The sequence below is a fragment of the Shewanella carassii genome, assembly GCF_019670705.1.
GTDB lineage: Bacteria > Pseudomonadota > Gammaproteobacteria > Enterobacterales > Shewanellaceae > Shewanella > Shewanella carassii.
The window spans coordinates 2,946,375-2,959,595 of sequence record NZ_AP024618.1; the positions used below are offsets into that span (position 1 = coordinate 2,946,375).

Annotated in this window: 10 protein-coding genes and 1 pseudogene; 2 read left to right on the top strand and 9 right to left on the bottom strand. The window is 54.0% G+C overall.

The features are described from left to right. Positions 1 to 50: 50 nt before the first annotated feature. A pseudogene (locus K5621_RS13335) lies at positions 51 to 446 on the top strand (transposase); the annotation flags it as partial. Positions 447 to 711: 265 nt separating this feature from the next. Here the strand turns inward: K5621_RS13335 and guaA are convergent. Beyond that, on the bottom strand, positions 712 to 2,289 hold the full coding sequence (gene guaA, locus K5621_RS13340; RefSeq protein WP_028779200.1) for a glutamine-hydrolyzing GMP synthase: 1,578 nt from the start codon (positions 2,287 to 2,289) through the stop codon (positions 712 to 714). Positions 2,290 to 2,392: 103 nt separating this feature from the next. Then, entirely contained in the window at positions 2,393 to 3,859 is a 1,467-nt protein-coding gene (gene guaB, locus K5621_RS13345) for an IMP dehydrogenase (RefSeq protein ID WP_100145351.1), read from the bottom strand. Between the two features lie 117 nt (positions 3,860 to 3,976). Here guaB and xseA point away from each other — a divergent pair, with 117 nt between their 5' ends. Beyond that, positions 3,977 to 5,320 (top strand): exodeoxyribonuclease VII large subunit, encoded by a 1,344-nt coding sequence (xseA, locus tag K5621_RS13350; RefSeq protein WP_221049469.1) that lies wholly within the window; start codon positions 3,977 to 3,979, stop codon positions 5,318 to 5,320. Between the two features lie 172 nt (positions 5,321 to 5,492). On the opposite strand, the gene der is transcribed toward xseA, so the two are convergent. From der to pilW, 7 genes are all read right to left on the bottom strand, one after another. Then, complete coding sequence (gene der / locus K5621_RS13355) at positions 5,493 to 6,959, bottom strand: ribosome biogenesis GTPase Der (protein ID WP_025887505.1); 1,467 nt, start codon at positions 6,957 to 6,959, stop codon at positions 5,493 to 5,495. Positions 6,960 to 7,038: 79 nt separating this feature from the next. After that, positions 7,039 to 8,226, bottom strand: coding sequence for an outer membrane protein assembly factor BamB (gene bamB, locus K5621_RS13360; protein ID WP_100145347.1), 1,188 nt, complete (start codon positions 8,224 to 8,226; stop codon positions 7,039 to 7,041). 9 nt (positions 8,227 to 8,235) lie between these two features. Next, positions 8,236 to 8,856 carry a YfgM family protein gene (locus K5621_RS13365; RefSeq protein ID WP_100145346.1) on the bottom strand — a complete coding sequence of 207 codons (621 nt, stop codon included), beginning with the start codon at positions 8,854 to 8,856 and terminating at the stop codon, positions 8,236 to 8,238. Positions 8,857 to 8,874: 18 nt separating this feature from the next. Next, on the bottom strand, positions 8,875 to 10,152 hold the full coding sequence (gene hisS, locus K5621_RS13370; RefSeq protein ID WP_221049470.1) for a histidine--tRNA ligase: 1,278 nt from the start codon (positions 10,150 to 10,152) through the stop codon (positions 8,875 to 8,877). 118 nt (positions 10,153 to 10,270) lie between these two features. Then, entirely contained in the window at positions 10,271 to 11,383 is a 1,113-nt protein-coding gene (gene ispG / locus K5621_RS13375; RefSeq protein ID WP_100145342.1) for a flavodoxin-dependent (E)-4-hydroxy-3-methylbut-2-enyl-diphosphate synthase, read from the bottom strand. Between the two features lie 63 nt (positions 11,384 to 11,446). Next, positions 11,447 to 12,409 (bottom strand): RodZ domain-containing protein, encoded by a 963-nt coding sequence (locus K5621_RS13380; RefSeq protein ID WP_221049471.1) that lies wholly within the window; start codon positions 12,407 to 12,409, stop codon positions 11,447 to 11,449. Next, positions 12,409 to 13,194, bottom strand: a complete 786-nt coding sequence (gene pilW / locus K5621_RS13385) for a type IV pilus biogenesis/stability protein PilW (RefSeq protein WP_100145338.1) — start codon at positions 13,192 to 13,194, stop codon at positions 12,409 to 12,411. Before pilW ends, K5621_RS13380 begins: the two co-directional genes overlap by 1 nt. Positions 13,195 to 13,221: the final 27 nt, after the last annotated feature.

A 13,221-nucleotide genomic window follows, 5' to 3' on the forward strand; every position in this document is an offset into this window, starting at 1 on the left:
CTGCCTGTTGGTGATACTCTGTTGTCGCCAAACAAACATGAGTAGTTACCATGAATTACAAGCAGTTTATCGAGGGACAACGATACCAGATTGAGGCCTATTTACGCGAGGGTTTCAGTTATCGGGAGATAGGAAAACGTCTGAAAGTAAGTCACAGCACAATCAGCCGGGAAGTAAATCGTAATCGAATTCGGGTTAACCATTACTTGCCGGAAGTCGCTCAGGCGAAGGCATTAAAACGCCGTTGTCAGTCCGCGAAGTCTAGAGTGTCTGGACTGACCATCACCTTTGTTGAGTTCGGTCTCAATGAGAAGTGAAGTCCAGAACAAATAGCCGGTGTTGGTAAAATCATCGGATATAACGTCAGTCACGAGTGGATTTATGGCTATGTCCAGCGTGATAAATTATGCGGCGGCAAGTTGTACAAACAGCTACGCCAGAGTCACTATGCCACTACACTTTCACCTTCAGGCCGTATATGGTGTTGTGAAGCCACTGCCAAAAAATAGAAAGCCAGCATCAGAATGAACATCAAAGCGAAGAAACCAAATACCTCCGCAAGGTTTTGGGGTAGAAAGCTAAACTCCATTATCAGTTTAATGCCCCAAAAAACCTATAAAAGTATTCACAAATCCCACGATTTAAGGCTGATAGAGTACTAATAGAAAAAAGGCGCCGAAGCGCCTTTTTAAATCACTATCCCGAGAGGGCTTATTCCCACTCAATCGTTGCCGGTGGCTTGCCTGAGATGTCGTACACCACGCGGGAGATGCCGTCGATTTCATTGATGATGCGGTTGGACACCCGGCCGAGGAAGTCGTACGGCAGGTGAGCCCAATGGGCTGTCATAAAGTCGATGGTTTCCACGGCGCGCAGAGACACAACCCAGTCGTACTTGCGGCCATCGCCCATTACACCTACGCTGCGAACCGGCAGGAACACAGTGAAGGCCTGGCTGACACGGTCGTACAGTTCGGCTTTGCGCAGCTCTTCGATGAAGATGGCATCGGCGCGGCGCAGCAGATCGCAGTACTCTTTCTTGACTTCGCCGAGTACCCGTACGCCCAGGCCTGGGCCAGGGAATGGGTGGCGATAGAGCATGTCGTAAGGCAGACCCAGCTCCAGGCCAATCTTGCGTACTTCGTCTTTGAACAGTTCACGCAGCGGCTCAACCAGCCCCAGCTCCATATCTTCCGGCAGACCGCCGACGTTATGGTGCGACTTGATCACATGGGCCTTGCCTGTGGCGCTGCCGGCAGATTCGATGACATCAGGGTAGATGGTGCCCTGGGCCAGCCACTTGGCGTTAACGCACTTACCGGCTTCTTCGTCGAAGATTTCCACAAACACCCGGCCGATGATCTTGCGCTTGGCTTCTGGGTCGTTTTCGCCTTTGAGGGCATTGAGGAATCTGTCTTCGGCTTCAACCTTGATGATGTTAAGACCGAAGTGGTCGCCGAACATCTCCATCACTTGCTCGCCTTCGTTCAGACGCAGCAGGCCGTTGTCGACAAACACACAGGTGAGTCTGTCGCCGATGGCGCGGTGCAGCAGCATGGCGGTAACAGAGGAGTCAACCCCACCGGAAAGCGCCAGGATTACTTCGTCGTCACCTATTTGCTTTTTCAGGCGCTCAACGGCGTCTTCGATGATGGAAGCGGGTTTCCACTTGGCTTCACAGCCACAGATTTCCAGCGCGAAATGCTCCAGCATACGCTTGCCCTGACGGGTATGGGTCACTTCAGGGTGGAACTGCACGCCGTAGAAACCTTTGGCTTCATTGGCCATGGCGGCGAATGGGCAGGTTTCGGTCTTGGCAACCGCGACAAAACCTTCAGGGATGGCCGAGACCTTGTCACCGTGGCTCATCCATACATCCAGCAATGGACGACCGGCTTCATTAACGGCATCTTCGATGTTTTTGAACAGTGCAGATTCGGCCAGCAGTTCGATTTGCGCGTAACCGAACTCACCCTCGCCTATGCCCTGGATAACCTTGCCGCCCAGCTGTTCGCTCATGGTCTGCATGCCGTAGCAGATACCCAGTACAGGCACGCCTGCGTTAAACACATACTCAGGGGCACGGGGAGAATTGTCGGCGGTGACACTCTCGGGACCACCGGCCAGAATAATGCCCTGAGGGGCAAACTCGCGGATTTGCTCTTCACTGACATCCCAGGCCCAGAGTTCACAGTAAACGCCAATTTCGCGGATACGACGGGCAATCAGCTGGGTATACTGGGATCCGAAATCAAGGATCAGTATCTTGTGCTCATGAATATTGCTCATTGATAACCTTTATCTCTTTAGTTTGATTGCAGTGCCTGCCGTAACAGGCACAGTTTTTATCTGCTTATAAACCAAGGGCGACACTCATGCCGCCCCGAATTTGTTAAACGCCTGAACGGTAGTTCGGCGCTTCTTTGGAGATAGTCACATCGTGAACGTGAGATTCGCCCATACCGGCAGAAGTCACCTTGACGAACTGGGCCTTTTCACCCAATTCCTGAATGGTGGCGCAACCTGTCAGCCCCATACAGGAGCGCAGACCGCCCATGTACTGATGGATAATCTCTTTGATTTTGCCTTTATAGGGAACGCGGCCTTCGATACCTTCAGGTACCAGTTTGTCGGCAGCGTTGTCGCTCTGGAAGTAGCGATCAGAAGAGCCTTTTGACATGGCGCCCAGAGACCCCATACCACGGTATGACTTATAAGCACGGCCCTTGTAAAGTTCAGTTTCGCCTGGAGATTCATCGGTACCGGCAAACATGGAACCGGCCATGATGCATGATGCACCGGCCGCCAGCGCCTTGGCCAGATCGCCGGAGAAGCGAACACCACCATCGGCAATCACAGGGATGCCCAGGTGTTTAACAGCAGCGGCAGCATCAGAAACCGCAGTGATTTGTGGTACACCCACACCGGTAACGATACGGGTAGTACAGATAGAGCCTGGGCCAATACCGACTTTAACCGCATTCACACCGGCCTCAACCAGCGCCAGGGCGCCTTCGGCTGTTGCCACGTTACCACCAACGATCTGCAGATCCGGGTATTTGGCACGGGTATCGCGAATACGTTGCAAAACGCCTTCAGAATGGCCGTGAGAAGAGTCAATCAAGAGTACATCGACACCGGCTTTGACCAGCGCATCAACACGTTCTTCGTTACCTGGACCGGCACCAACAGCGGCACCAACACGCAAACGACCCAGCTCATCTTTACAGGCATTGGGCTTACGTTCGGCTTTTTCGAAATCTTTAACTGTGATCAGCCCCTTGAGCTGGAATTCACTATTCACAACCAGTACTTTTTCAATGCGGTTGGAATGCATCAGCTTTTGTACTTCATCCAGCTTGGTGCCTTCAGGTACAGTCACCAGACGCTCTTTCGGGGTCATGATTTCAGAAACCAGGCGGTTGGTATCGGTCACGAAGCGCACGTCACGGCCAGTGATAATACCCACCAACTCATTGGCTTCATTTACTACCGGATAGCCGGCAAATCCGTTCTTTTCGGTTAATACCTTGAGTTCGGCCAGAGTCGTAGAAGGCTTCACAGTCACAGGCTGTTGGACTACACCTGCTTCATAGATCTTCACTTTACGAACTTCTTCAGCCTGTTGCTCAATACTCATATTCTTATGAATAAAGCCCAAACCACCTTCCTGCGCCATGGCAATCGCCAGACGAGCTTCGGTCACTGTATCCATTGCGGCGGATACCAAGGGAATATTCAGTTCGATCTTGTCGGTCAAACGGGTCTTGAGATTAGCGGTATTAGGGAGAACGGTCGAGTGGGCCGGAACCAGCAGCACATCGTCAAAGGTAAGCGCTTCTTTAATTAATCGTAGCATTGCAACATCTCCCCGGGGGTTAGATTGAAGGTGAAATATTGCGGCGGCATTATACCTTGCAACCCCGGGGTGGTAAATGGGAAAATAGAGAAAAATTCCAATTTGAACGCAAATTCCATGCCAGAGCCCAAAAAACAGGTATATACCGTCTCCCGCCTCAATGCCGAAGTTCGCGCCTTGTTGGAGGGAAACCTCGGCAGAATTTGGCTCAATGGTGAAATTTCCAACTTTGCCAGTCCAAGTTCGGGCCACTGGTATCTGACACTCAAGGACAATCATTCGCAAATTCGCTGCGCCATGTTCCGTGGCCGCAACCAGAACGTGACCTTCCGCCCGGTCAACGGCCAGCAAGTGCTGGTGCGGGCCGCCCTGAGTGTGTATGAGCCAAGGGGCGATTATCAACTGCTTATCGAAACCATGCTTCCGGCCGGTGATGGCTTGCTGGCACAGCAGTATGAAGCGCTGAAGCTGAAGCTCGCGGCAGAAGGCCTGTTTGCCGCCGATACCAAACGACCACTACCGGCCAATATCCAGCGCATCGGGGTGATCACCTCCCCCACTGGCGCCGCCATACGCGATGTACTGCATGTACTGAAACGCCGCGATCCTTCCATCGAAGTGGTGATCTACCCCTCACAGGTTCAGGGCGACACTGCCGCCAACCAGCTTATTGAGGCGCTCACGCTGGCCAACCAGAGGCTGGAAGTGGATCTGTTACTGCTGACCCGCGGTGGCGGCAGCCTGGAAGATATGTGGTGTTTCAACGATGAAAATTTGGCCCACGCCATCTACAACAGCGCCCTGCCGGTAATTTCAGCGGTGGGCCATGAAGTGGATACCTGTATCAGTGACTATGTCGCCGATCTGCGTGCCCCGACCCCATCGGCCGCCGCCGAGCTAGTATCCCAGGATGTCGACAACAAGCGGCAAAAGCTGACCACTACCATGGCCAGGCTGCGCCAGGGCTGGCAACACTGGCACTTAGCCAAACGCCAACCGCTGTCACTGCTGGATCACAAATTGCAACGCCAGGATCCCAAGCGGCGGCTGGAGCAGCTGGTACAACAGTTTGATGAGCAGCAACTGAGAATGACGGCCGCCATCAACAATCGCCTGCACCGGCTGGAACACAGACAGCTACAGCTCAAGAGCCGCCTCGAATCCCAGAGCCCGGCCCACAAGCTGAGCCTGGAAGGCAGCAGATTGAATTATCTCGGTCAACAGTTGCAGGATGCCATAGCCGATAAACTGAAAGAGGCCAAGGCACGCCTGGGGGCCAGCGCCCATTCGCTGGAAAGTGTCAGCCCACTATCGACTCTGTCCAGAGGTTACAGCATCAGCAAGAACGAAGCCGGGAAAGTCCTCGAAAACAGCCAGGACGCCCTAGTCGGCGAGCAGATGCGCACCCAGTTGAAACAGGGCGCGCTGCTCTCAAGAATTGAAGCTATCATAGAGGAATAGCATCAATCAGATACATGCTCCTCGCTAGGAAAGGACCCAACTGTGAGTCGTTCGTAGATATTATTCCAGTTCACTGGCCATTGATTAAACATACCCCCCAATTCAGGTGTGATGTTGGCCATCAGAAACAACAAAGCCGGGTCAAACCCGGCTTTGTTTTGCGAAAACCCTATCAGGCTTTCTTGTTCTTGATGTGCGCCATCATCCGCTTGCGGCGTCTTTCCTGGCTCAGGGTCAGTTTCTCCCCCTTGCCTTCAAAGGGGTTGGCCCCTTCTTGGAAGCGCAGCTGGATGGGCGTACCCACAACCTTCAGCGAGCGGCGGTAGTAGTTCATCATATAGCGCTTGTAGGAATCCGGCAGCTTGGATACCTGGTTGCCGTGTACTACCACGATAGGCGGGTTGTAACCACCGGCGTGAGCATACTTGAGCTTGACCCGGCGACCATTGACCAGAGGCGGCTGATGGTCGTCCTGCGCCATCTGCATGATCTTGGTCAGCAGCGAAGTGGACACCCTGCGAGTAGCGCTGTCGTAAGCTTCTTCGATGGATTCATACAGATGACCCACGCCTGTGCCATGCAGCGCCGAGATAAAGTGAATGCGGGCAAAGTCGATAAAGCCCAGACGACGGTCCAGCTCACTCTTGACCCTTTCCTTGACGTCGTTGTCTATGCCGTCCCACTTGTTGACCGCAATCACCAGCGCCCGACCGGCGTTGAGGGCAAAACCCAGCAAACCAAGATCCTGCTCGGCGATACCTTCTCGGGCATCGATAACCAAGAGCACCACGTTGGCGTCTTCAACCGCTTTCAGGGTTTTAATCACCGAGAACTTTTCAACGACTTCATGCACCTTGGCGCGGCGACGCACCCCGGCGGTATCTATGATGACGTACTCACGGCCTTCACGCTGCATTGGAATATAGATGGAGTCGCGGGTGGTGCCCGGCTCATCATAAACCACTACCCGCTCCTCACCGAGGATGCGGTTGGTCAGGGTCGACTTGCCCACGTTGGGCTTGCCGATAATCGCCAGCTTGATAGGCAGGTCCTGCAGTCTGGCCTGTTCGGCTTCGGCTTCCTCTTCTGTGTATTGACGCTCGTCAACCTTCTCTTCCTCGGGCGCATCCGGGTTAATCCCCATCGCCTCGGCAAAAGGAGCCAGCGCATACTCAATCATATTGGTAACACCACGGCCATGAGCCGCCGCCATCTGATACACCTCACCCAAGCCCAGGGCCCAGAATTCGGCGCAGGCGGAATCGGCATCGATACCGTCAATCTTGTTGGCCACCACGAAGGTGGTCTTTTGCCGACTACGAAGATGTTGGGCTATGGCCTGATCGGCCGCGGTCAAACCGGCGCGGGCATCTGTCAGAAACAGCACTACATCCGCTTCTTCGATAGCCGCCAGCGATTGCTCGGCCATCTTGGTTTCTATGCCTTCTTCGGTGCCGTCAATACCGCCGGTATCCACCAGGATGAATTCGTAACCTGACAGATAGGCACGACCGTATTTACGATCCCGCGTCAAGCCTGGGTAATCCGCCACCAGTGCATCACGGGTGCGGGTCAGACGATTGAACAGGGTCGACTTACCGACATTGGGTCGCCCTACCAGGGCCACTACAGGAATCATCTTTTTGCCTCTTTAAAACTTCTCAATAAAAAGCCCCCGGAACACACTCCCAGGGGCTTGGCAGTATCAAAGCCTGGGTTCAGGGCAGAGTTACTGTGGCAATTTTGCCATCCCGGGTCTGCAGATAGATTTTATCGTCAACCACCAGAGGTTGACTGAACAGGCCCGAGCTGTCGATCTGCACCCGACCCACAATTTGGCCGTTGCTGCGATCGATAAAGTGCAGATAACCTTCAAAGTCACCCACAACCACATAGTCCCGGAACACAGCCGGTGCGGTCAGATCCCGGTTGACCAGTTCCGAGTTACTCCACAGCTCCAGACCGTTACGTCTGTCCACTGAGTATACACGGCTATGATCGTCCACCAGAAACAGGCTCAAGCCCGCACTGTCTAGCTCGTGGAAACTGGAGTACTTGCGTGACCAAACAATACGGCCACTGCGCATTTCCATGCTCACCAGGTTACCGTTGTAGCTCACCGCGTACAGGTTATCACCCAGCAACAGCGGCGTCATATCGACATCGGCCATACGGCTGAACTCATTGCCACCTTTAGGGGTGTAGATCGGTTGCTCCCAAGCGGGTTGACCGTTGTTTTTGATAACAACGGCGACCTTGCCATCGGCCGTACCGACAAAGAAACCGCCCTGAGCATATGCCGGTGAACTGGTGCCTCGCAGAGTCAAGTTTGGTAAGGAAGCTTCATAGCTCCAAAGCTTTTCACCTGTGTCGACATTAAAGGCGTCCAGCGAGCCTGAGCTGCTGTTGACCACCACCATGTCTTCGGCCACTGCGGGCAAGGACAACAGCTCGCCATCGGCTACCGCGTGCCACAGCACTTCACCGGTTTCGGCATCAAGCGCTGCCAATAGGCCACTCTCACCGCCGACAAACACCTTGTTACGGGCTGCGGTCACACCTGATGCCAGACGGGCGCCCTTGTTCTTTTTCAGGGCACCATCACGGAACGCTTCACTGAAGTCGGTGCTCCAGACCTTCTCACCACTGGTTTCGTCAAAGGCGGTTACTTCACCATAGCGGTCGGCGACAAAGACTTTGCCGTAACGCACTGCGGGCCGCAGGCGGGAGTAATAATCGCCAACACCACTGCCAACCGAAGCGCTCCAGCTGACCTCTGGGAATACGCTGGCGTTGAGTTCCAGCAGTGGACTCACGGGTTCTTCTTCCACATCGCTGGAAGCACAACCTGTCAGTGCGCCTATGGCCATGCCACAAGCCAAAAGGGTTTTACACCACGACTTCATTGGCCTTCCTTATGCCTGATTCAGGTTATCGAGTTTCATCTGCAGCGCCGGACTGGTCGTCACGCCACCATTTTTAACGGCTTCCTGATAAGCGAGTCTCGCCTTGTCGGTTTCGCCCTGACGCAGCAACAGATCGCCTTTGAACTCATCTCTTTGAGTAGCAAAGGCACTATTTTTGACTTGATCCAGCGTGGTCAAAGCGGTAGCAACCTGGCCCTGCTCGGCTTGAATACGTGCCAGACGCAAGGTGGCAACCGCTGTCAGGGCATCACCCGGCTTAGCGGCAATCACGGTTTTGAGGGCAGCTTCAGCTTTTGCCAAATCGCCGGCCTCAACCGCGCTCTTGGCAACAATCAGTTGCATCAGTGCCGAGTAACCGGCCTGGGCATGCTGCTTGTCAAATTCGGCCGCGGCAGCCATCACTGTCGCTTCATCACCGCCTTGCATCAAGGCCTGGTTAAAAGCCTGAGAGGCGGCTTCGGCACGTTCCACTTTGACATCGGAATAGTAGTTCCAGCCATAAAGGCCACCCAGGCCAATTACGGCACCAGCGACTATCGAAACACCATAGTCTTTCCAGAACTGCTTGATCGCCTCAACTTGTTGTTCTTCTGTGCTGTAGATTTCCACCCGCACTTCCCCTCTAAATTATTTAATCAGTTCTGCCAAATAGTCGGCCAGGGCCTGGCGTTCAACATCCTGCTGAGCGCCATCACCCCGCAGCGGTTTCACCGCCACCTTATTGTTGGCCAGTTCGGTCTCACCGATAATCAGCGCAAAACCCGCGCCGCTCTTATCGGCTCTTTTCATCTGTTTCTTGAAGTTGCCACCACCGCAGTGACTCATCACCTTAAGCTTGGGCAGCTTCTCACGCAGTTCTTGGGCAATTTTCATCGCCTCAATTACGCAGTCATCGCCCATGGCGGTCACGTAGACATCCACTTCGGCAGCAACATCGGCGTTCAGCTCTAGGGTTTCCAGCAGCAGAACAATCCGCTCCAGTCCCATGGCAAAGCCCACTGCCGGCGTTTCTTTACCGCCAAGCTGGCTCACCAGACCGTCGTAACGACCACCGGCCAGCACAGTGCCCTGAGCGCCTAAACTATCGGTGACCCACTCAAATACGGTGCGGTTGTAGTAATCCAATCCGCGTACCAGGCGTGGGTTAACCTTGTATTGGATACCAACGGCCTCCAGGAGTTCACACAAGCGGGCAAAATGTGCCTTGGAGTCTTCACCCAGGTAGTCCATCAGCGCCGGAGCATCGGCCAGCAAGGCCTGAACCTGCTGATCTTTAGAGTCCAGTACCCGCAGTGGGTTGCTGTACATGCGCCGCTGGCTGTCTTCATCCAGCTTGTCTTTATGTTGCTCGAGGAAGGCCACCAGCGCTTCACGATAGGCGGCGCGCTCGTCGCTGTCACCCAGAGTGTTCAGCTCGAGCGAAACATGTTCGGTCAATCCAAGCTTCTGCCACAAAGAGGCAGACAACATCAACACTTCGGCGTCGATATCGGCGCTCTTAATGCCATAAACTTCAACCCCGAACTGATGGAACTGACGATAGCGCCCTTTCTGTGGCCGCTCGTGGCGGAACATAGGGCCCATATACCACAGACGCTGTTCCTGGTTGTACAAGAGGCCATGTTCGTTACCGGCGCGGACTGTCGAGGCGGTGCCTTCCGGGCGCAGGGTGAGGCTGTCACCGTTGCGATCGGCGAAGGTGTACATCTCCTTCTCGACAATATCTGTCACTTCCCCTATCGAACGCTTGAACAGGTCTGTGTTCTCAACGATAGGTGTGCGGATTTCACTGTAACCGAAAGAGGCAACCGAGGCGCGCAGTACCGCCTCCACTTTTTGCCATACGGGGCTTTGAGTTGGCAGAATGTCATTCATTCCGCGAATCGCTTGGATCTGTTTTGCCACTATCTCGACTCGTTTTGCTCTGGGGCTATAAATTCAAAAATGCCAGCCATTATAGGCGCTTCACCGGCAAACGTAAAACTGGCCAGCGCTGGCCAGTTCACATTCACGTCATCAGGAATTATTCGGCTTCTTTGACTGAAATACGGTTTTCCATCATTTGCGCCTTGGCGCGAATTTTGGCTTCGAGGGCATCGACCAGATTGTCGTTGTCGAAACGCTCTTTCTGACGCTCACCTTCGTCATAATAACCGCTCTTGCGGTTACCGCCGGTAAGGCCAATATGGGACACCAGGGCTTCCCCCGGGCCATTGACCACACAGCCTATGATGGAGACATCCATGGCAGTGGTAACATCTTCCAGGCGCTGCTCCAGGGCGTTAACCGTGCCTATCACATCAAACTCCTGCCTTGAGCAGGATGGGCAGGCGATAAAGTTAATTCCGCGGGAGCGAATGCGCAGTGACTTGAGGATATCGAAACCGACTTTGATCTCCTCTACTGGATCGGCAGCCAGCGATATTCTCAAGGTATCGCCTATGCCTTCGGCCAGCAGCATACCCAGACCCACGGCCGATTTAACGGCACCGGCACGGGCACCACCGGCTTCGGTGATCCCAAGGTGCAATGGCTGTTTAATCTGTTTCGCCAGCAAACGGTAGGACTCTACCGCCAAGAACACGTCCGATGCCTTCACCGAGACCTTGAACTGGTCGAAGTTGAGCCTGTCGAGAATATCCACATGACGCATTGCCGATTCCAGCAAGGCTTCCGGGGTGGGCTCTTGGTATTTGTCCATCAAGTCCTTTTCGAGACTGCCGCCGTTTACCCCGATACGGATGGGGATATTCTTGTCACGGGCAGACTCAACCACGGCGCGGATACGCTCTTCATTGCCTATATTGCCTGGATTAATACGCAGACAGTCGGCGCCGTATTCCGCCACTTTAAGGGCTATGCGGTAGTCGAAATGAATATCGGCCACCAGCGGCACCTTGACCTGCTGTTTGATAAGCTTGAACGCTTCGGCGGCATCCATGGTAGGCACAGACACCCTCACGATATCGGCGCCTACGGTTTCCAGCGCCCGAATTTGCGCCACTGTGGCTTCTATATCTGTAGTGCGGGTATTGGTCATCGACTGCACTGCGATGGGAGCGCCATCACCTATGGGCACATTGCCGACATAGATGCGGGTGGAAGGACGGCGTTTTATCGGATTTTCACTGTACATCGTATTCTGCTCTGTTGACTCGGCGCCCTGGGTGCGCCACTTCAATTATCCTGCTTGGTGCTATTATGCCTGTGGCAGGGTCAGTCTGGCTACCCGGCCGCTGGGGAAATCGGCAAGGCTTACGGCCTGGCCGTTAAATGTCAGGCTAACTGTCTGCGGCGCGCCCAAGACCAGTTTAAAAGGCGCCTTACCCTGCACGCTGATGGTTTGCCCTGGCGATCTCAGGCCATCTATCAGAGTCTTGCCGTTGGCATCTGTGAGTTTGATCCAGCAGTCGCCATCAAGCTCTATGCCAACCGCAGCCAAGGCAGATTCTGTTGCCGGTTGCACTTCGGTCGTCTCGACATTGGCGATGGCACCGCTGGTGTTGTCCTCGGCACTGTCTGCCTCTACCTCAGCGCTTTCAGTATCACTCTCGGTTTCCAAGGCTGGGTTTGATACCGCAGAGGCGCCCGGCTCACTGTCGGACAGCACTTCAACTGGCTGTTGCGGTGTATTCTGCTCAGCCATTTGCGCCTGGTGCGATTCAAACTCCTTGGCTTGCTGCATCTCTTCTGCCGTCGGTTTGGAGAAGTCGACATCGGACACCACAGAAGGCTTTTGCAGCCACCACACCACCAGCAGAGCCAGCAGCAGAAAACCGATGAGGTAAGTCACCAGCATCAAACGGCTGTCGCTGGCCTGACGGCTAGTCTTGCGCGAAAAGCTTTGCATGGTTGGCTCAGTCACCTTGGGGACCTGCCGCGCCAAACAAGCGTTGATAACGTCTTTATCCACGCCCAATATGCGAGCGTAATTCTTCACATAACCGCGAACATAGGTAGAGGAATCTATATTGCTAAAGCAGTCGGCTTCGATATCGGCCACGATACAGGGGCGTAAGTGCAGCCTGGTGGCCGCATCTTCTATGGTGATACCTTTTTGTTCGCGTGCGCTTTTCAGTAATGACCCGAGCGTATCCTCTTGCCCGGGAACCTTTTGGTTCTCATCTTCATCCTTGTTGATTTGATTATTCAACTCTGTCATCAGTGCATACTTGCCCGGTATTGTTTGGCTTGGGGAGACGCTGGGAATTTGGCCAACAGCAGTATTCCATAACGCTTGGCGGCCGCGTCATCATTTAACCCTTGCTCAATGTGAATGCCCAACGCCAAACTCTCCGCTGTTTCGGGGACCACCCTATGGAGGCGTTCCAATTGTATTCTGGCTGCGGCATAGTTGTGGGCGTCAAGCTCCAATTCTGTCAGTTCCAGTAATGAAACCTGTCTTCTGGGTTCATACTTTAGCGCCATCTCAAAATAGAGTCGCGCTTTTTCCATTTCCCCGGCATCCCGGCTGCAAATACCCAGGTTTTCATAACTGGAGGCAGTGCGGGTATATCTGGGGTTGTCGATTGCCATTAGGAACATCTTCTCTGCCTTAGAGTATTTCTTCTGTTGACAGAGAAACACCCCAAAGTTGTTCATCGAGTCGCCACTGGCATTGCGGGTTTCAATGGCGGCTTCATAGGCCTGTTCGGCCTTCACCACTTCACCCACGGTTTGATAGTAATAAGCCATGGCAATATGCACATCCTCAAGATGAGGGGCGTATTCCATGGCCTTGTCGAGATTATATTTGGCTTGTTGGGAGTTGCCCTTTTGCAGATAGGTCAGGCCTAACTGTGTCCGTTCCTTGGCAGCGGCAATTTTGTCAAACTGGCGTTCCGAGACCGGAATGTCCGTGCCGGCATAAGTTCGCTCGGTCACACATCCGGGCAACATGGCCCCGAGCAATAACGCGAGCGTTAAACCTGGCAATCCGTGCTTCATTGGCAAACCTATAAATCTGGACAAACA

Bases quoted from the DNA above. Each gene is read 5' to 3' on its own strand.
- guaA (WP_028779200.1), bottom strand. From the start codon at position 2,289: ATGAGCAATATTCATGAGCACAAGATACTGATCCTTGATTTCGGATCC.
- guaB (WP_100145351.1), bottom strand. From the start codon at position 3,859: ATGCTACGATTAATTAAAGAAGCGCTTACCTTTGACGATGTGCTGCTG.
- xseA (WP_221049469.1), top strand. From the start codon at position 3,977: ATGCCAGAGCCCAAAAAACAGGTATATACCGTCTCCCGCCTCAATGCC.
- der (WP_025887505.1), bottom strand. From the start codon at position 6,959: ATGATTCCTGTAGTGGCCCTGGTAGGGCGACCCAATGTCGGTAAGTCG.
- bamB (WP_100145347.1), bottom strand. From the start codon at position 8,226: ATGAAGTCGTGGTGTAAAACCCTTTTGGCTTGTGGCATGGCCATAGGC.
- ispG (WP_100145342.1), bottom strand. From the start codon at position 11,383: ATGTACAGTGAAAATCCGATAAAACGCCGTCCTTCCACCCGCATCTAT.
- K5621_RS13380 (WP_221049471.1), bottom strand. From the start codon at position 12,409: ATGACAGAGTTGAATAATCAAATCAACAAGGATGAAGATGAGAACCAA.
- pilW (WP_100145338.1), bottom strand. From the start codon at position 13,194: ATGAAGCACGGATTGCCAGGTTTAACGCTCGCGTTATTGCTCGGGGCC.